The sequence below is a fragment of the Parapedobacter soli genome, assembly GCF_025460835.1.
Lineage (GTDB): Bacteria > Bacteroidota > Bacteroidia > Sphingobacteriales > Sphingobacteriaceae > Parapedobacter > Parapedobacter soli.
Genome location: NZ_JAMXAY010000018.1, coordinates 64,742 through 84,481, shown reverse-complemented (window position 1 = coordinate 84,481; position 19,740 = coordinate 64,742). Strand labels below are relative to the sequence as shown.

The window sequence follows — 19,740 nt, the reverse complement described above, 5'->3', positions numbered from 1 at the left end:
GCCCAGCAGAACATCCAGTTCACGCAATACATTTTCAACTCGATGAGTGTTAACCCTGGCTACACGGGTTACAAGGAGGAGTGGTTCGGGCAGCTTGGTCTGCGTAGCCAGTGGGTGGGGTTGGAGGGGGCTCCCGAGACGGGTCTGCTTTCGATCGACGGTGTTGCCGACCCGTTGCACAAGCGGCACGGCGTTGGCCTTCAGGTGACTGCGGACCGTCTGGGTCCGCAGTCGGCGACATCGGTTTACGGGAACTACGCATTCCGTTTGCGTCTGAACGCGGAGGACACGCAGCGTCTGAGTTTCGGGATTGGTGCCGGTGTCACGCAGTACAGCCTGGACGGTTCGCTGCTTCGTCCGAACGACGGTGGCGACCAGGTTGTTCCTTCGGGGAAGATCGGCAACTGGGTTCCTGATGTCCGTTTCGGTGTTTACTACTACAACCCGAAGTGGTACGCTGGGGTATCGGTTATGGACCTTCTTTCAGGCGACCAGAGCAACAACATTTTCCGCTGGGACGGTACGACCACGGACAACATCCGGCGCAAGCGTCACATGTACTTGATGGGAGGTGCGCTTTTCAGCCTTGGCCNTGTTTACTACTACAACCCGAAGTGGTACGCTGGGGTATCGGTTATGGACCTTCTTTCAGGCGACCAGAGCAACAACATTTTCCGCTGGGACGGTACGACCACGGACAACATCCGGCGCAAGCGTCACATGTACTTGATGGGAGGTGCGCTTTTCAGCCTTGGCCGTGGTCTGGACTTCCGTCCGAGCGTGCTGTTGAAGGAAGACTTCAGGGGTCCCACTNTGCACAAGCGGCACGGCGTTGGCCTTCAGGTGACTGCGGACCGTCTGGGTCCGCAGTCGGCGACATCGGTTTACGGGAACTACGCATTCCGTTTGCGTCTGAACGCGGAGGACACGCAGCGTCTGAGTTTCGGGATTGGTGCCGGTGTCACGCAGTACAGCCTGGACGGTTCGCTGCTTCGTCCGAACGACGGTGGCGACCAGGTTGTTCCTTCGGGGAAGATCGGCAACTGGGTTCCTGATGTCCGTTTCGGTGTTTACTACTACAACCCGAAGTGGTACGCTGGGGTATCGGTTATGGACCTTCTTTCAGGCGACCAGAGCAACAACATTTTCCGCTGGGACGGTACGACCACGGACAACATCCGGCGCAAGCGCCACATGTACTTGATGGGGGGTGCGCTTTTCAGCCTTGGCCGTGGTCTGGACTTCCGTCCGAGCGTGCTGTTGAAGGAAGACTTCAAAGGTCCCACCAGTCTGGATGTGAACGCGATGTTCATCTTCGGGGGGCGTTTCTGGCTTGGGGGCGGGTGGCGCACGGGTGTTACGGTCTTCGAGCGTGAGTACAGCCGGGTTAGCGGGAACAGCCTTGGGGGCCGTAACTCATTTTCTGCGGTCACGCAGATCTATGTTACGGAGGCGCTTCGTATCGGTTACTCCTACGACCACATCGTGAGCCGTTTGAGCAGCGTTCAGAACGGATCGCACGAGCTGACCCTTGGGATCACCTTCGGCAAGCGTGAGCAGCGTATACTGAGCCCGAGGTTCTTTTAGACAACAGACAANGGATCACCTTCGGCAAGCGTGAGCAGCGTATACTGAGCCCGAGGTTTTTTTAGACGACAGACGATAGACACTGGACAACAGACACTGGACAATAGACACTAGACAATAGACAACAGACACTGGACAATAGACATTCGCCATGGGACAATATCTGAAACCATTCATTTTTTCCGTCGTCCTGCTTTGCATGGGCGGGGGTGCCATTTCACAGGAACAGCCGAGCCTGCGGGACCGTGCTGAGGAGCTTTACAGGCGTTATGAATATGCCAATGCTGCCAAACTGTACACCCGGCTGGTGGACACGCGCAACCCCCGTTTGCAGGACCTGGAGCGGCTGGCCGAGAGCTACCTGCGGATGAAGGACTACGAGTCTGCTGAGAACTGGTACGCACGGGTGGTCCAACAGGCTGGGTCATCGCCCGATAACCTACTCCGTTATGGGCGTGTCCTGAAAGTGAACGGGAAATATGCGGAAGCCAGGCGGCAGCTGGAATCGTATGCCTCGCAGACCGGGAATGGGCCATCGGTGGCGGTCGAGATCGCCGGCTGCGATTCGGCGCTGGTGTGGATGGCCACACCGACGGCGCACCGGTTGCGCAACGAGACAGCGGTGAATACGTCGAATTCGGAATTTGGCGTTTTCCCGTCGGGGGACCATGTTTACTACGCCGGTGAACCCGGAATAAAGCCGGGGATGGATACGTACGGGTGGACGGGCAATGCCTTCCTGCGGATCTATACGGCGCCGCTGTCGTCCGGGGGTACCCTGGGCGGCCCCTCGCTGTCGTCCGGGGGGATCAATGGTTCGGAATACCACGTTGGGCCCGTTGCTGCCGGGAAAGACGGCAACACGTTGTATGTTACGCGTACTTATGTGGGTAAGGATGCTGATTTGAAAAAGGAGGACGGGCGTCGTTACCGCACCAACACGCTTGAATTGTATATTTACAAGAAGAAGGATGATGGTTGGATAGCCGAGCCGTTTGCGCATAATAACATAGATGAATACTCGGTTGGCCATGCTGCCTTATCGCCCGACGAAACGGTGCTTTATTTCTCCAGCGATATGCCCGGGGGGCATGGGGGCACGGATATCTGGTACAGTGAGCGGCAGGCTGACGGTTCGTGGGGTAGGCCGGTAAACGCCGGTCCGTTGATCAACACAGTGGGGGATGAACTGTTCCCCACCATCGCTCCCGATGGCACGCTCTATTACTCCACCGATGGCCTTGCTGGCATGGGTGGGCTGGATGTGTTCAGATCGACCGGGAGCCGGGGCCAATGGGATGCGCCTGCAAATCTCCGGTATCCGGTCAATAGCGCGGCGGATGATTTTGCCTACGTGGTTTACGGGGAAGATGCGGAGGGGTTCCGTGGGTTCCTCTCCTCGGACCGCAAAGGGGGCGTGGGCGGAGACGATATCTATTCGTTTTCATTCGATAAGCCCAAGGTCATCATTATCCTGATGGGGACCACCTCGGATAAGTCCACGGGTGAACGCTTGGCGGAAGCGTCAGTGACGCTGTACGACGGGGATCGTGAGATTGTCGCCAAAAAGCGGAGCAGTGGATCGGGCACATTCGAGTTCGTGCTGGAGGGCAACCGGAGCTATACGGTGCTGGGGCAGAAGGAGGGTTACCACGCCGACTCGGCCAGGGTAAGCACGGTGGGTATCACCCGGTCGGACACGCTGGAGGTTGCGTTGCTGCTGGAGCCGGTTTTCCGGGTTGGCCAGACATTCGAGCTGGAGAATATCTATTACGATTTCGACAGGCACAACATCCGTCCTGATGCGGCGGCTATACTTGACGAGCTGGTGCGCACGCTTCGTGACAACCCGACGCTTAAGATCGAGCTTTCGAGCCATACGGACAGCCGCGGCAGCCATTCGTACAACGAGTTGCTTTCGCAGCGGCGTGCGCAGTCGGCGGTTGACTACTTGGTGGGGCGTGGCATTGCACGCGAGCGGATGGTGGCCAAGGGTTACGGGGAGACACGGCTGGTGAACCGCTGCGCGGACGGTGTGCCGTGCTCGCGCGAGGAACACCAGGCAAACCGGAGGACCGAAGTGACGGTATTGGCATACTAATCACCGGGAGGCGACCAGATGGAGATTTCTAAATTCGACGAATTGATTTTCGTAGTGTTACAACATGAAGAGGGCGTTAAGGCAGCAGTTGAAGGAAATCTTGGGTTAGCTGTTTTTGGCAACTCCATAGCAGACTTAACCGAAAAGATTCTTTTTGAGGTCCAAAACTATTTCAAAGATGGTTTTGACGGTAGTATCCGCATCCGCGAATTTAACGATACCATTATCAAAATGCCTTTTATACCGGCGAAAAAGTAGCGCTGTCCTTTTGCGTATTAATTCGTATTTTCGCACCATGGACAACCGACTGGTGTTGTATAACACGTTAACAAGGGTAAAGGAAAAATTCGAGCCGCTGAACCCTCCCTTTGTAGGGATGTATGTTTGCGGACCTACCGTATATAGTGATGTGCATTTGGGAAATTGCCGCACATTCGTTTCGTTCGACTTAATTTACCGTTACCTCTTGCATCTTGGATATAAAGTGCGTTACGTACGCAATATTACTGATGCGGGCCACTTGGAAGGGGATAACGACGAAGGCGACGACAAATTCGCAAAAAAGGCCAAGCTGGAACAGTTGGAGCCCATGGAAATCGTGCAGAAATACACCTTGGGTTTCCATGAGGTGCTGCGGCTATTCAATACCTTGCCTCCCAGTATTGAACCTACAGCTACCGGCCACATTTCCGAGCAGATCGAGATGGTTAAACAGATCATCGACCAAGGGTATGCTTATGAAGTGAACGGAACGGTATATTTCGATGTGGAGAAGTATGTTAAGTCGTATGACTATACCATCCTTACCAACCGTAAGTTGGAAGACTTGCTTAACAATACCCGTCAGCTCAACGGACAGGATGAAAAGCGAGGTCGGCTGGATTTTGCACTTTGGATTAAAGCGAAGCCCGAGCATATCATGCGTTGGCCTTCGCCATGGGGTGTAGGCTTCCCGGGGTGGCATATCGAATGCTCGGCAATGAGCAATAAATACCTCGGTAGTCAGTTTGATATTCATGGCGGAGGAATGGACCTCGCTGCGACACACCATACCAATGAAATCGCCCAATCGCAAGCCTGTAACCATACTCAGCCTGCAACATATTGGATGCATACCAATATGCTCACGGTAAATGGTACGCGGATGTCTAAATCTGCCGGTAACGGTTTTTTACCCCAAGAGCTTTTCAGCGGTAGCCATCCGTTGCTTGAGCGTGGCTATTCGCCGATGGCAGTACGCTTTTTTATGTTGCAGGCCCATTACCGAAGTACACTCGATTTCTCTAACGAAGCGCTGGATGCCGCAGACAAAGGGTATAGGCGGCTCATGAATGCTATGGCACTACTGCCAAAATTGAAAGCAGCGGGAACCAAAAAAGCAGACTTGAAAATAGAAGAGCTCAGGCAGCGTTGTTATGCTGCGATGGACGACGACTTCAATAGCCCGATATTGATTGCAGAGCTGTTTGAAGCCGTACGTATTATCAATAGCGTTTACGACGGTAAGGTTGCTATCGATGCATCTACATTAACAGCGCTGAATACCTTGATGCAGCATTTTGTATATGATGTGTTGGGCCTGACTGATGATAATATGGGCTCTGATGATTTCGACAAGCTGATGGAAGTGGTAATTGCTCTTCGCAACGAAGCCAAGAAACAGAAAGATTATGCTACTTCAGATCGTATACGGGAGGGACTGAGCGCTATCGGTATCCAGCTTAAGGACAGTAAAGAAGGAACCCTTTGGAATAAGATTTGATGGAATGACCGCTATTAGTAGGATTGGTTTTATTACTTGTTTGGTAGTTGTATCCCAGTCGGCAGCTGCACAGATGTTGGGTAAAGTGGGAAGTTTATTGATGGCCGACCGTACTGCGGCCAGGCTTTCAGAAACGCAGGGACCACACGCGGCATTCATGTCTGTGGTGGATCGGAATTCAACCTTTTTTACACCGGCCCCCGTGGATGCGCTGGACTACCTCAATAACCGGCCGAATATACCTGATGTGATGATCTGGCGACCCACGTACGCGGCCATTGCAAAAAGCATGGAATGGGGGGTAACGGCAGGAACGATGTCGTTTCAACGGATAGGGGCCATAAAGCGGTACGGCGAATACCTCACCGTTTGGCGGCGCGACCGCAAAGGGAACTGGAAGATCGATCTCCGCGCCCAGATTGAACACCATGGTGGCAACAACGAGCCGGACTTGCAGTATGTTGAACCCGACGCGAAAGATTACACACGGTTTAAAACCAAAGAACGGATACAGCAGCGTAAAGAAATTGTATTGAGTAACGACCAGCTACTGTCTACCGTTCTGAAAACGGATGCGGCAATCGCTTACCGAGAATTCCTCGCAGACGATGCGCGGCTTTATTTCCCATGGAAGACACCGATTATCGGCAAGGAGGCCATCCTCGATTTCGTGAAGGAACAGGATTTGGCCATACAGGCGAAGTCGTTGGTTGCTAGTCGGTCGTACAGTGGCGAGCTGGCTTATTCTTACGGTGAAGTGTCCGTGGCTACGGCATCGGAAACCCTAAAGTGCAATTATGTGCGGATATGGCAACTGCAATCTGATTTCCAGTGGCGGGTCATTATTGAAATGTTGTTTGAATCGTAAGTGTTCCAGTACGACTTACGATTGATGATTAGCGACGACTGATAGTCAACTAAAGCTGTGCTACCGCAGTTTCTTTCTTATCTTTCAGCCATATCTTCAGATCATCACAATCATGGTATGCTTCGTTGATATCGATGAAGGTAACTTGGCGGCGGCTCTCAAACCACTCGCTGAGCTTCCGGTTGATTTTATCTTGTAAGGCGGCTTCCTTTATTTTAGCGAAGTCCACATCGAGATTAGCTTGATGGGGTGGTGTGCGCGACTTCAGGTAGGTAAACCGATACCCAGTTTTGCCGGTGCGGTCACTAAATTGCGCTGGCCGTGAATAGTCACCCGGTTCGAGCGTATCGATAGCCGTGAAAATCGATGCATCAAGTTTGTCTGCCGGGATCAGTGTAGTACGGCTTTGCTGGTTTTCCAAGTTGAGCAGCATACCGCCATTGTATTTGGTTTCTTTATTGTCGGAATAGAGCGTTGCTGCGCTATAGAAATCAAGTTTCTTATTGACTACGTTGTCATAGATGCTGTCGATATGTTTTTTGGCCCGCTCTAAACTGGCCTGGGTGGGCTTGATTTGAATAAGCACATGGCGTGTGCGTACCTCTTCACCCCGCCGTTCCAGTACTTCGAGGAAATGGAACCCGAATTCAGATTCAAATACCGGCGAAACCTCGCCTGGCTTGAGCCGGAATGCGACAGCCGAGAATTCCTTTACGAATCCATCCCTGGTGTTGAAGCCGAGATCGCCCCCATAGGGTGCCGATCCACCGTCCTGTGAGTACAGGCGTGCTATCGTTGCGAAATCAGACCCGTCCACTACCTGCTGGCGGAGTTCTTCGGCACGATCGCGGAACTGCTGTTTTTCCTCGCGCGTAAGCTTGGGGAACACAACCAACTCGCCTACCTCCACTTCCGTACCGAAGTAGGGGAGGCTATCGGTGTCCAGCGACTCGAAATAGCGGCGTACCTCCAATGGCGTCACATCGATACCGGATACAATATTTTGCTGCATCTTATTGGCTTTGAGCTGCTCGTAAACGCTGGGGCGCATTTCTTCCTTGTATTGGAGCAATGAACGGTTTAGGAATTGCTCCAACCGCTCTTGTCCGCCGGCTTGGCTTGACATATACCGGAGCCTGGCGTTGATGTTGTCATCTACCTCTCCCTCGCTCACTTCAATGGAGTCTATAATGGCTTGTTGGGCCAGCAATTTCTGGGTGAGCTGTTGCTGTAAGATGTAGCATTTGAAGTCGTTGCTTGCCTTGTTGCCTTGGGCAAGGTATTGGGCATATTGCATTTCGATCTCAGATTCCAGGATAATGTTGGAACCCACTACGGCGGCAACTCGGTCGATGACTTGCGGTTCTTGGGCGAAAGTCAAACCGGAGGTACCTATTATTAGTGCCAAAACCAGAAAGATGCAGTTATGTCTACTCATTTAATTGTATATTTCGATGTTGTTCTTTTCACGGGCATCTGTTACAATGCTCCGCTGCATGCGATCAATAAGATCCATTTTACGCTTATTCAAAATCAGATTGCGGATTTGTTCTCGCACCAATGGTAATGGTGAGCGTGATTCCCTCAATTTCGAATCGTGCAAAATTATCAGATATAATTCATTATTTTCAATTATTTCGAAAATTCGCCCTGTTTGGTCATAATTTGCGTCATCGATCTGCGAAATGGGAAATTCTTGCACCAATTCATCCACGTAATGCCAAGTGGTATCATGAAGCACATAATCTGTTGCATACATGGCACAATATTTAGTGAGCAAATCCTGTTCTTCGAAGCTCGGTGAAACCATTAGCCGCTTTACCCGGTCCAATTCAGGGGCATCGGTGCCTAGGCGGATATAAGAACGCTTGAGGATGGGCTGCTGCAGGATAAACAACTCCGGGCGTGCATCATAATATTCCCGTATTTCCTCGTCCGTTACCACCGTATCCAGCTTTTGGCTTACCAAAGCCTGCTCGTACTCGTACACGATGAGCCCATTTTTGTAGGCTTCCACTTGCTTGTCGAGGCGCTCGGTACTGATGTTCACATTGCGCTGTGCATGATACAGCAATGCTTGCTGACGCAACCACTGTTCGATGTAGGCGCGTACCAATTGTGTACTGTCATCACCGGTTACCCCGGCGGGAACAACGTCCTTCAAATCTTCTGGATATAGGAATTGATCAAATGACCGTGCCACTGGCTTTGGCTTTTTTTGGTTGCATGCTAAAAGCAATGAGGCGGAAATGACGAAAGCCCACATAAACACCCTAATCATTAGCTTTTCCATTCAACGCGTACGAACCTATTTACACAAGTGGCTAAAATACGTATTCGCTGCCAATGCCTCGATGATTTTAACCATTTTTAACACATTTTTGAGGTTGCCCTCACCAATAGGTAAAATCTTTGAGGCAACATGCACGATTCATCACATAAATGCTATTTTTGTGTGCCCAATGACTGAAAAATAATGCCAACGATAGCAACGAATAACATGTCAAAATCAAAATAATTATGGTCAATAACCCAATCAATCGTAAAATGAGGATGGGGATGGTAGGTGGTGGGAAAGGTGCCTTTATCGGTGAGGTGCACCGCATTGCCGCAGCGATGGACGGCCAGATCGAGCTGGTATGCGGAGCATTCAGTTCCAGTCCCGAGCGTTCTAGAGAGAGTGGTAACTCGCTCTACCTCCCCGCGAACCGTGTGTATGGAACTTACCAGGAAATGATAGCGGCTGAGTGTAAACTCCCCGAAGGCGAGCGTATGGATTTCGTCAGTATCGTTACGCCCAACCATGTCCATTTCGAACCGGCCATGCTGGCATTGGAAAACGGGTTTCATGTGGTGCTGGATAAGCCAATGACGCTCGATTTGCGAGAGGCAAAGCAATTACAGCAGAAGGCTGAAGAAACGGGGCTACTGTTCTTGCTCACCCATACGTATGTTGGCTACCCGATGGTGCGGCAGGCGCGGAAACTTGTGCGCGATGGGGTGTTAGGTAAGTTGCGTAAGGTATATGTGGAATACCCACAGGGGTGGCTCAGCAGGCCATCGGAAGAAACGGGCGACAAGCAAGCCGCTTGGCGTACAGATCCGAGCAAGTCGGGCAAGAGCGGTTGCATGGGTGATATCGGGACACATGCGCTGCACCTCGCAGAGTTTATTTCCGGTCTGCGCACCACCCAGCTGTGTGCCTCATTGTATACCTACGTGGAGGGCCGACGGTTGGAAGACGACGGCAACATCTTGCTCCAATTTGACAATGGGGCCAGCGGCGTACTGATGGCCTCGCAAGTGGCGGCAGGTGAAGAGAACGCATTGAAAGTGCGCATCTATGGTGAGAATGGAGGATTGGAGTGGAATCAGCAGGAACCCAATACCCTGCTGGTGAAATGGTTGGACGAACCAGCACAGCTATACCGGGCGGGGGGTAATTCCCACATTTCGCCCGAAGCAAAGGCCTTTTGCCGTACGCCGGCGGGGCACCCCGAAGGGTACCTTGAGGCATTTGCCAACCTGTACCGTAGCTTTGCCGATGCATGGCGGTCGAGCCGTAGCGGGGCCGATGGGGCTTCGCTGCCGGACTTCCCTTCTGTAGCCGACGGTGTAAGGGGGATGGCTTTCCTCGACAATGTACTGCGCAGCAACGACAGTACCGAAAAATGGACACCCTTCACAGTGTAGTAACAGATTACAATAGATTGATTATTTTTTTAACTTAACGTAATTATGCAAACAATCAAAGGCCCCGGTATTTTTCTAGCCCAGTTTTTGGGCGATCAACCGCCATTCAATTCCCTCGAATCCATTTGCCGGTGGGCAAAGGAACTGGGGTTTAAAGGGGTGCAGATACCTACTTGGGCCACAGACTACTTCGATCTGAAACAGGCCGCTGAAAGTAAGACCTATGCAGATGAGATAAAGGGGTTGATTAACGAAATCGGGTTGGAGATCACTGAACTGTCTACTCACTTGCAGGGGCAGCTGGTAGCAGTGCACCCCGCATACGACCAACAGTTTGATGGCTTCGCACCGGCACAATACCACAATAACCCCAAGGCACGTACCGAGTGGGCTGTGCAACAGCTGAAATATGCTGCCAAAGCGTCGGCCAACCTAGAGTTGAACGCCCACGCTACGTTCAGCGGGGCGCTGTTGTGGCAGACTGTCTATCCATGGCCCCAACGTCCACAAGGGTTGGTAGACACGGGGTTTGCCGAATTGGCCAAACGTTGGCGGCCTATCCTGGACGCATTTGACGAGCAAGGCGTAGATGTATGCTACGAAATCCATCCCGGTGAGGACCTACATGACGGGGTAAGCTATGAACGCTTCCTCGAAAAAGTGGATAACCACCCGCGCGCGTGCCTACTGTACGACCCTTCACACTTTGTGCTGCAATGCTTGGATTATTTGGCTTATATAGACCATTACCATGAGCGCATCCGGGCATTTCATGTGAAAGATGCTGAGTTCAACCCAACTGGCAAGCAGGGCGTGTATGGCGGCTACTCCGGCTGGGTGGAGCGTGCAGGGCGATTCCGCTCACTGGGTGATGGGCAGGTAGACTTCAAAGCAATATTCAGTAAGCTGACGGCATACGACTTCAAAGGGTGGGCGGTAATGGAGTGGGAGTGCGCACTCAAACACCCCGAAGACGGCGCCCGCGAGGGTGCGGCATTCATCAATGACCACATCATCCGCGTTACGGAGAAAACATTCGATGACTTTGCCGGGGGCGACGCCGATGAGGCGAGCAACCGCCGTTTGCTGGGCTTGGAGTAATATTAGACCTAGGGGCGGCGCCTGCTGTTAGGGCTGGAAAGTGGTGTCCGGGATGGATAAGTCCTGCTGCTGATTGGTAAAGGTAAGCAGTGTGGTGTCGCCCGAAGGGTCCTTGAGCGTGACCTGGCTGAGCAACAGGTTGGTTCCATTGAAAACTAATTCCGCTTGCTGGATATACTTGCTGAGTCCTTTGTCTCTCGGTGTCAGTACGGCCACGAAGTCGACCTTGTCGCCGTAATAAGAGATATTGAACAGGCTTTCATCGAGCATGTCGCCACCTTGCAGGGAGCCTGCCAAGAGGCCATCCAAACCTTTCATCCGGCGGTTGGCTGTGAGGGTTGTTGTTTTGGTGCGGCCATCGGCGATGGTATACATGGTTTGGCCATCGAAAATGACCACGTAGCTGGCAGGTGATGTATATTCCCATCGTATCTTCTCTGGTGCTTTAAAGTAGAACTTTCCCGTAGATTGGACGGAATTCTCGAGGTAACTGAGCTGCTTCGTCTGCGTAAAATCACTTTGCAGTGATTGCAGATTTTGGGTAGTGGCTATTATCTTTGCTTTCAACGCTGCCGATTGTTCGGCCGAGAGTGCCTTCCTTTGTGCAAATCCCGCAGCACAGCACAGCAGTAGGGCTAAAGCGAGTATGGAGGTTTTATACGTATGCATCTTCATCGATTAATTTAGCTACCGTAACCAAGGTGTAGCCACGCTGTCTGAGTTGGGGCAACAACTGTTCCAAAGCCGGAACAATCCGGCTGTGAGAGTCGTGCAGTAGGATGATGGCACCAGGCTTCACTTTTCGAAGTATGGTGCGAACGATGCGGGCGGATGAGCGGCTTTCCAATGTGTCGTATGGACGTACACGCCATCCGATGACGCGGTGGCCGCTCTGGCGGAGGGCTTTGGCGAGATGCGGGGTGGTTACTCCATACGGCGGACGGAAGAACCGGGGACTGCGACCGATTGCCTGCGCAATTGCTGAATCGGTTTGCCGCAGTTCGCTAAGCCAGTATTTTTTTCTGTGGAGGTCGATTGTGGGGCCATGGGTATACGAGTGGTTGCCCACCGTGTGGCCAGCTTCACGAATTTGCTTAACAATGTAAGGGTACCGCTCCACGCTTTTGCCGATACAGAAAAAGGTTGCTTTGGCATTGTGTTTGTCCAACAGCTCCAATACCTGCGGTGTATAGGTGGGGTTGGGACCGTCATCGAATGTCAGTGCAACTTGTTGGTTTTCGGCGTTGCCTTGATGGGTGGCACTGAGAAAGAGGTTGCTGTGTATGTTGAATGCGCCCCAGCTAATGATACCCAGGCCGATGATAATTATAATAAGCAATATGCCACCGGTCATCATCGCTTCGAAGGCACTTCCATTACGTCCATATCAATAATACCTCCATTAATATCGGATATTAACTTATCAAATGTACGATTTATTTCATCATTATCTGCGTTGATGCTTCGGGGCAATCGTATCCCGAAAATGGGAATAACCGCCGTTTCAATATCACAGGCCTGTCAACAAGTGACAAGTATTTTTAAACCTGGCGGGAATTTGCTATAATTACAGGAAATCAGAAAAATTATGGCAACAATAACATTCAAGGGTACGGAAGTACATACTACCGGGTCGCTTCCTGAGGTGGGGAGTAAGGCCCCCGATTTTAAATTGGTAGCCAGCGATTTATCCACTAAGTCGCTGAGTGATTACCAAGGTAAAAAAGTAATCCTCAATATTTTTCCGAGCCTCGATACCGGTACGTGTGCTGCGAGCGTAAGGGCATTTAACGAGAAAGCTGCTGGCCTAGACAACACGGTGGTGCTTGGTATCTCCAAAGACTTACCTTTTGCACAAGGCCGTTTCTGCGAAGTGGAAGGCATAAAGAACGTGGCAACACTATCTGAATTCAGAGATAGCAATTTTTCGGATGCTTACCAAGTGAAGATGACCGATGGTCCACTTGAGGGCCTGTTAAGCCGCGGTGTGGTGGTGATTGCTGAAGACGGCACCGTAAAGTATACGGAGCAGGTTGCTGAGGTAACCAACGAGCCAAACTACGACGCTGCATTGGCTGCGCTGGCATAAGTACAATGTTTTCATGTCGTTAATTAATCTCCTAGTACCGGCTGCACGCGATATGACGCGAACCGGTACTTTCTTCCTCCATCAACCTGCTACGTACTTACTTAACTAAATCCACTTGTCCGGCTTAGCGCCATGCTTTATAGCGGTTAATCAGCCCATTGGTTGAAGCATCGTGCGTATCTACCTGTTCATTGTTACGGAGTTCAGGTAAAATCTTCCCTGCCAGCTGCTTGCCGAGCTCTACGCCCCACTGGTCGAAGCTAAAAATATTCCAGATGATGCCCTGCACGAATATTTTATGCTCATAGAGGGCAATCAGTGAACCCAGCGTATAGGGTGTTATTTTCTTGATGAGGAACGAATTGCTAGGCCGGTTGCCGTCGAATACCTTAAAGGTTTTCAGCCGTTCGATTTCTTCGTCCGACTTGCCCGACACTTTTAATTCGGTAACCACTTCCGTTTCAACTTTGCCATTCATAAGGGCTTCAGTTTGTGCGAAGAAATTGGAAAGCAGCATCGTATGGTGTTCGCCGATAGGGTTATGGGTTTGGGCCGGTGCGATGAAGTCGCATGGGATCAATTTGGTTCCTTGATGGATAAGCTGGTAAAAGGCATGCTGTCCGTTGGTACCCGGCTCGCCCCAGATTATGGGCCCCGTTTGGTAGTCTACAGGCTTCCCTTCACGGTCTACATATTTGCCATTACTCTCCATATCTCCCTGTTGGAAATAAGCAGCAAACCGGTGCAAATACTGGTCGTAGGGTAGGATAGCTTGTGTTTCAGCGTCGAAGAAGTTGTTGTACCATACGCCCAGCAGAGCCATGATTACGGGGATGTTTTCTTCAAACGGTGTTTCCCGGAAATGGATATCACTTGCATTTGCTCCTTGGAGCAATTGCTCGAAGTTTTCGTAGCCCACGCTGAGCATGATAGATAGCCCGATTGCACTCCAAAGCGAGTACCGCCCGCCTACCCAGTCCCAAAACTCAAACATATTCTGTGTATCGATACCAAACGCTGCCACGGCCTCAGCGTTGGTTGAAAGAGCCACAAAATGCTTGGCTACTGCCTCGGCTGTAGCGCCGCTATCGAGCAGCCATTGCCGCGCGGTATGCGCATTGGCCATAGTCTCTTGTGTAGTGAACGTCTTGGAAGCAATAAGGAATAGTGTGGTTGCCGGGTCAGCTTTTTTTAGTGTCTCGGCGATATGGGTGCCGTCTACATTGGAGACGAAATGGATATTCAAGTGGTTCTTATAAGGTTTGAGGGCTTCGGTCACCATCACCGGGCCGAGGTCTGAACCTCCAATGCCGATATTGACCACGTCGGTGATTGGCTTACCCGTATGGCCTTTCCAGTCACCACTGATGATGCGGTCTGAAAACCCACGCATCTTGTTTAACACAGCCTTCACCTCGGGCATCACGTCTTTGCCATCCACTAGCACGGGTTCATCGCCATGATGGCGTAGTGCAGTGTGCAGCACGGCACGACCTTCTGTTTCGTTGATGGCCTCACCAGCAAACATCGCCCGGATAGCATCTTCCAGCTTGCATTCGCGTGCCAGCTGGAGGAGCAGTGCCTTGGTCGTGTCGTCTATCCGGTTTTTGGAATAGTCGAATAGGATGTCGCCGAATGTAATCGAGAACTTTGAAAACCGATCGTTGTCTGCCGCGAAAAGCTCCGTCAGGTGCTTCGGCGCAATGTCGATGTAATGGTTGCTGAGGTATTTATAAGCCTGTGTTGCTGTGAAATTGATACGGGGTAACATACGCATTTTTTTAAGTTATTGTTTATTTGAGTCTACTACGAGCCTGGCGTCGCGGTTGGCGATTTCCCACGCGGTATGGAAAACGAGTCTGGCTCGTTTGGCTAGCATCTCGAAGTTGATCTTATCTACCGTGTCGGCAGGCGTGTGGTAATCGGGGTGCAGGCCGCTGAAGTAAAAGATTACCGGAATGCCGTGTTTTGCAAAGTTATATTGGTCCGAACGGTAGTAAATCCGCATCGGGTCTTTCGGATCGTCGTACATATAATCCAATTCCATGTGGGTATATTCGGCGTTAGCGTTCTCATTGATCACCTTCAATTCGGAGCTCAACTTGTCGGAACCGATCACGTGTACGTAATTATGGTTACCCCGTAGGTGCTTATCGTCAATGCGGCCGATCATATCTGTATTGAGGTTGACGACGGTATTTTCTAAAGGGAATACGGGGTGCCGCGAGTAATAATTGGAACCCAATAATCCTTTTTCCTCGGCTGTGACGGTCATGAAAAGGATACTGCGCCTTGGGCCATGGCCATCTGCCTTGGCTTTGGTGAAGGCACGCGCCAGCTCCAATATTCCGGTAGTGCCCGATCCATTGTCGTCTGCGCCGAAGAATATGGTGCCGTTTTGGTTGCCTTCATGGTCGTAGTGGGCGGTGAGCACCAGCAATTCATCTTTGAGGTCGCTACCTTCGAGGTAACCCAGTACGTTGTTTGAGGTGAAGGGTTCGGTCACCGATCCAAACGTTGATTTCAGACGGGTTTTATATGTTCTGCTTTGGCTTTTCTGTGCGTCGTCGATACGCTTCGTCAGAGCGTTGACAGAGGTATTGGCAGGTGCCAGTAGCAGGTTGGCCATTTCGGGACTGATGTTGGCTACAGGTGTCGAGCCGGCAGTTGGTGCGTTATCGGTGGTTCCTTCATCCAGTGCGATGCGGGGCCGGGTGAGGCGGCTCCCAAACCGTTCGAGGTCTTCCGCCATCGAGCCGGAGACTGCGATGATAAGCTTTGGGTTTCTTGACGTGATATTTTGGAGACGCTTGGTGCGCGAAGTGACCCATTCTGACGGGGTTTGGCTGCCGGTAATCAATGAATTGCCGTTGGCATCTTTGGGCTCGCCATCGCTGAATACCAATACTACCCTGTTGCTGATGTCAATCCCTTTCAGGTCGTCGTATTGCGTGTCGCTGATGCCGTATCCAATGAAGACGATTTCTTTGGTTTCTATGGTAGCCTTTGGTCCGCTGCCCAAGAGGTAAAAATCCTCACCGTTAGTAAATGACTGGCCATTGATGGTGAATTCACTGACCTCGAACCGCGTACGAACTAGCTTGACAGGCTGGAAATACGAGCCGTTTACCGGTGCAGCTAGCCCAAGCCGCTCAAATTCGTTGGCGATATATTCCGCAGCTCTATCGCCTCCCGGCTCCCCGGTTCCCCGCCCTTCAAACTCGGCCGAGGCAAGAATGGAAAGATGTGTTTTTGCTGTTTGGGGGGTTATCTCTGCGGCATACTTAAGCTGCACCGGGTCTTGAGCCATGATGCAACTGCAAAAAGCGGGGATGAGGAATAAGGATAGTAATTGCTTCATAGATTAATAACTAAACCACTCAACAGCTTATTTTCCCGACACGATTGGCGTGCCTTCCGCCCTCGAAATCGGTAGTTAAAAACCTGTCGATTATAGCCTTCGCCAACTCCACCTCGATGAATCGGGCCGGTATGCATAGAACATTGGCGTCGTTATGCTGCCGTGCGAGCGAAGCCAGCTCTTCCTGCCAGCAGATGGCAGCACGGATACCTTGGTGCTTATTGGCCGTTATGGCCACGCCATTGGCACTGCCGCATATCAGTATACCGCGGTCGAATTCGCCACTTTCCACAGCGGAAGCCACAGGATGTGCAAAATCGGGATAATCAACAGAGTCTGCCGAGTGTGTGCCGAAATCTTTGACCGTATAACCGGCACTTTCCAGAAAGCCCAGCAGTGTTGCCTTATATGTGAAACCGGCGTGGTCTCCCCCGATGGCGATGGTGCGAGGTGTTGTCATGGTTAATCTTGTTGTTTCGTTTCCCCTTTATAAAAATCCAAATCGGCTTTCATCCGTTTCTTATGTACCCGTGCAGCAACCACGATACTCAGCTCGTAGAGTATGAACATCGGAAAACTGACGGTGAGCATAGTGATTATATCGGGGGTTGGTGTGATGATGGCTGCGATGATGAGGATGATGACAACCGCATATTGGCGTGACTTCCGCATGAATTGGGGTGTCATGATACCTAGCTTCGATAGGATAAAGATGATAATTGGTAACTCGAAAATGATACCGCAACCCAATGTCAAAGTGGCGACGAATGAAAGGTAGTTTTGTACGGTGATGGTGTTCGCAATGTCTCCGCTGATGGAATAGTTTGCTAAGAAGTTCATGGCAAGCGGGACCACCACGAAGTAGCCAAACAATACTCCCAGGATGAAAAGGAGGCTGGCGTACAACACGAATCCGCTAGCTGATTTCCGTTCAATGTCGGTCAATGCCGGTTTGACAAAAAGCCAAACCTCATAGAGCAGGTAGGGAAAACCCAACATCACGGCAATGATCAGTGACGAGTTGATTTGGAGGATGAACTGCCCCGCCATTTGCGTGTTGATGATGATGCCCGGCACTTCGGTCACACAGAAGTCGGGTGTGTTGAGCCAGTCGGCAATTCGGCACATGACGCGGTAGGTCCAGAAATCGGCGCTTTTCGGACCCATGATGACGTCATCGAAGATAAAGTCGTAAAACGTAAAAGCAACGATCATGAAGATGACGATGGCGATAGCCGACCGGATAAGGTGCCAGCGTAGCACCTCGAGATGGTCGAAGAACGACATTTCAGCTTCCAGGTTTTTGCCTTTGTTTTTGAGAGTCTCTACTAGTTTCTTTCCGGATATTTTACTCATAGCAATCAGTCGCACGCAAAAATACTATTCTTATCGGTAAGAACGGCATTTTAATCTGGTATTTTACAGGGAGTTCATCTCTCCAAGGATCCCGGCCGTATAAGGCGCATCATAGTCTATTTCTTGAGTATCCAAATTTTGTCGAAATTACTTCTGCAGCGCTATGGTGCCGAGGAGGTGTCCGATTCGGGGGAGCCATTAATAATGCTGATGTCTTCGCTATGGCGAAGGTGTTGCGTTTTCCTCCCATTTTATCCACCGGCTAGGTGAATTGGTAGTTGCAGAACAACAACTACGGACGGCGTATTTCGAGCTAGGATTTAGCAATGGGTTTAAGTGTGATAGCCCGTGCTCTGGTCTTGAAGGAAGCACGGGCTAGCAACAGTAGTATTCGGAACTTAACGGTTAAACCGGTACAAAATCGGCTATTCACTCAAATCAAAGGTCTCCATAAACTTAGTGGTAAAATTGCCAGCCCTGAAATTCGGGTCGCGCATCAACCGTAAGTGTAAAGGAATGGTTGTTTTTATACCTTCGATGATAAATTCGCTGAGTGCACGTTCCATGGTGGAGATCGCCTCCTCGCGTGTTTGCGCCACACAGATAAGTTTGGCGATCATGGAGTCGTAATTGGGGGGGATAACGTAGCCCGAATAGGCATGCGTATCCACCCGTACGCCGTGACCACCGGGCGAATGGAAGTTGGTGATCTTGCCGGGAGAGGGCCTGAACCCGTGGAATGGGTCTTCGGCATTAATACGGCATTCGATGGCGTGCATCGTGGGCTCGTAGTTATTGCCCGAAATCGGGATGCCGGCAGCCACCTTGATTTGCTCTTTGATTAGATCGAAGTTGATGACCTCTTCCGTGACCGGGTGTTCCACCTGGATGCGGGTATTCATTTCCATGAAATAGAAGTTCCGGTGTTTATCTACAAGGAATTCGATGGTACCTGCCCCTTCGTAATTGACTGCTTTGGCGCCCTTGATAGCGGCCTCGCCCATGGCGCGGCGCAACTCGGGTGTGATGAATGGAGAGGGCGATTCTTCAACCAATTTCTGGTGGCGCCGCTGGATGGAGCAATCGCGCTCAGAAAGGTGGCACACGGTGCCGTATTGGTCGCCCACCACCTGTATCTCGATATGGCGGGGATCTTCCACGAATTTTTCGAGGTAGATACCGTCGTTGCCGAAGGCGGCTCCCGCTTCTTGGCGGGCCGAATCCCAGGCGGGTTCAAACTCTTCGTCTTTCCAGACGATGCGCATGCCCCGGCCACCGCCGCCGGCTGTGGCTTTGAGGATAACGGGGTAGCCGATTTCGTTGGCAATGGCTATGCCTTCTTTCACGTCTTTGACTAGTCCTTCTGAACCAGGAATAGTGGGTACTCCTGCGTTCTTCATGGTTTCCTTGGCGGAAGATTTATCGCCCATCTGTTCAATCTGCTCGGCTGTTGCCCCGATAAACTTGATGCCGTATTGGTTGCAGATGGATGAAAAGCGGGCGTTTTCAGATAGGAACCCGTAGCCCGGATGTATGGCGTCTGCATTGGTGAGCTCTGCCGCCGAAATAATGTTGGGTATATTGAGGTAGGAGTCTTTACTTGGTGGGGGGCCAATGCATACGGCCTCATCGGCAAAGCGTACATGTAGGCTGTCGCGGTCTGCAGTGGAATACACTGCTACGCTTTTGATGCCCATTTCGCGGCAGGTGCGGATGATGCGTAAGGCAATCTCCCCTCGGTTTGCTATTAGTATTTTTTTGAACATGAATGTTTAGCTATCTTCGGTAGTGTATGTTGTTCGCCAATGATACACAAATACAA

At 51.3% G+C, this 19,740-nt stretch carries 17 protein-coding genes; 8 read left to right on the top strand and 9 right to left on the bottom strand.

Features of this window, described 5'->3' with window-relative positions; translation table 11 throughout:
- Positions 1-42: 42 nt before the first annotated feature.
- The 5 genes from NGM62_RS10055 (at position 43) to NGM62_RS10035 (ending at position 6,318) form a co-directional block, all read left to right on the top strand.
- Positions 43-1,587 (top strand): PorP/SprF family type IX secretion system membrane protein, encoded by a 1,545-nt coding sequence (locus NGM62_RS10055; RefSeq protein WP_449301312.1) that lies wholly within the window; start codon positions 43-45, stop codon positions 1,585-1,587.
- 151 nt (positions 1,588-1,738) lie between these two features.
- Positions 1,739-3,688, top strand: coding sequence for an OmpA family protein (locus NGM62_RS10050; RefSeq protein WP_262247630.1), 1,950 nt, complete (start codon positions 1,739-1,741; stop codon positions 3,686-3,688).
- Between the two features lie 18 nt (positions 3,689-3,706).
- The gene (locus NGM62_RS10045) at positions 3,707-3,946 is read left to right on the top strand and encodes a hypothetical protein (protein WP_262247628.1); all 240 of its coding nucleotides are present in this window, start codon (positions 3,707-3,709) and stop codon (positions 3,944-3,946) included.
- A 37-nt stretch (positions 3,947-3,983) separates the two neighbouring features.
- Positions 3,984-5,450 (top strand): cysteine--tRNA ligase, encoded by a 1,467-nt coding sequence (cysS, locus tag NGM62_RS10040; RefSeq protein WP_262247626.1) that lies wholly within the window; start codon positions 3,984-3,986, stop codon positions 5,448-5,450.
- Positions 5,451-5,490: 40 nt separating this feature from the next.
- A complete protein-coding gene (locus tag NGM62_RS10035) occupies positions 5,491-6,318 on the top strand; it encodes a nuclear transport factor 2 family protein (protein ID WP_262247625.1) in 828 nt (275 codons plus the stop codon).
- A 49-nt stretch (positions 6,319-6,367) separates the two neighbouring features.
- Here NGM62_RS10035 and NGM62_RS10030 read toward each other — a convergent pair whose 3' ends face one another.
- Positions 6,368-7,756, bottom strand: a complete 1,389-nt coding sequence (locus tag NGM62_RS10030) for a peptidylprolyl isomerase (RefSeq protein WP_262247624.1) — start codon at positions 7,754-7,756, stop codon at positions 6,368-6,370.
- The gene (locus NGM62_RS10025) at positions 7,757-8,521 is read right to left on the bottom strand and encodes a peptidylprolyl isomerase (protein ID WP_262247621.1); all 765 of its coding nucleotides are present in this window, start codon (positions 8,519-8,521) and stop codon (positions 7,757-7,759) included.
- A gap of 317 nt (positions 8,522-8,838) precedes the next feature.
- Here NGM62_RS10025 and NGM62_RS10020 point away from each other — a divergent pair, with 317 nt between their 5' ends.
- On the top strand, positions 8,839-10,011 hold the full coding sequence (locus tag NGM62_RS10020) for a Gfo/Idh/MocA family protein (RefSeq protein WP_262247619.1): 1,173 nt from the start codon (positions 8,839-8,841) through the stop codon (positions 10,009-10,011).
- A gap of 45 nt (positions 10,012-10,056) precedes the next feature.
- A complete protein-coding gene (locus NGM62_RS10015; RefSeq protein WP_262247618.1) occupies positions 10,057-11,112 on the top strand; it encodes a sugar phosphate isomerase/epimerase family protein in 1,056 nt (351 codons plus the stop codon).
- Positions 11,113-11,139: 27 nt separating this feature from the next.
- Here NGM62_RS10015 and NGM62_RS10010 read toward each other — a convergent pair whose 3' ends face one another.
- Both NGM62_RS10010 and NGM62_RS10005 read right to left on the bottom strand, forming a co-directional pair.
- Positions 11,140-11,781: a LolA family protein gene (locus NGM62_RS10010; RefSeq protein WP_262247616.1), complete on the bottom strand. Its 642-nt coding sequence runs from the start codon at positions 11,779-11,781 to the stop codon at positions 11,140-11,142.
- Positions 11,768-12,451 (bottom strand): polysaccharide deacetylase family protein, encoded by a 684-nt coding sequence (locus NGM62_RS10005; protein ID WP_262247615.1) that lies wholly within the window; start codon positions 12,449-12,451, stop codon positions 11,768-11,770. Before NGM62_RS10005 ends, NGM62_RS10010 begins: the two co-directional genes overlap by 14 nt.
- Before the next feature lie 249 nt (positions 12,452-12,700).
- Between NGM62_RS10005 and tpx the strand changes: the two genes are divergently transcribed.
- Positions 12,701-13,201 carry a thiol peroxidase gene (tpx, locus tag NGM62_RS10000; RefSeq protein WP_262247613.1) on the top strand — a complete coding sequence of 167 codons (501 nt, stop codon included), beginning with the start codon at positions 12,701-12,703 and terminating at the stop codon, positions 13,199-13,201.
- A gap of 124 nt (positions 13,202-13,325) precedes the next feature.
- Here the strand turns inward: tpx and pgi are convergent, their stop codons facing one another.
- The 5 genes from pgi to accC all read right to left on the bottom strand — a co-directional run bounded on the left by pgi (position 13,326) and on the right by accC (position 19,684).
- Positions 13,326-14,972 (bottom strand): glucose-6-phosphate isomerase, encoded by a 1,647-nt coding sequence (gene pgi, locus NGM62_RS09995; protein WP_262247634.1) that lies wholly within the window; start codon positions 14,970-14,972, stop codon positions 13,326-13,328.
- A 15-nt stretch (positions 14,973-14,987) separates the two neighbouring features.
- Complete coding sequence (locus NGM62_RS09990) at positions 14,988-16,562, bottom strand: M28 family peptidase (RefSeq protein ID WP_262247611.1); 1,575 nt, start codon at positions 16,560-16,562, stop codon at positions 14,988-14,990.
- Positions 16,563-16,581: 19 nt separating this feature from the next.
- Positions 16,582-17,022 (bottom strand): ribose 5-phosphate isomerase B, encoded by a 441-nt coding sequence (gene rpiB, locus NGM62_RS09985; protein ID WP_262247609.1) that lies wholly within the window; start codon positions 17,020-17,022, stop codon positions 16,582-16,584.
- Between the two features lie 2 nt (positions 17,023-17,024).
- A complete protein-coding gene (gene tatC, locus NGM62_RS09980; RefSeq protein ID WP_262247607.1) occupies positions 17,025-17,918 on the bottom strand; it encodes a twin-arginine translocase subunit TatC in 894 nt (297 codons plus the stop codon).
- A gap of 425 nt (positions 17,919-18,343) precedes the next feature.
- Positions 18,344-19,684, bottom strand: a complete 1,341-nt coding sequence (accC, locus tag NGM62_RS09975; protein WP_262247606.1) for an acetyl-CoA carboxylase biotin carboxylase subunit — start codon at positions 19,682-19,684, stop codon at positions 18,344-18,346.
- Positions 19,685-19,740 lie beyond the last annotated feature (56 nt).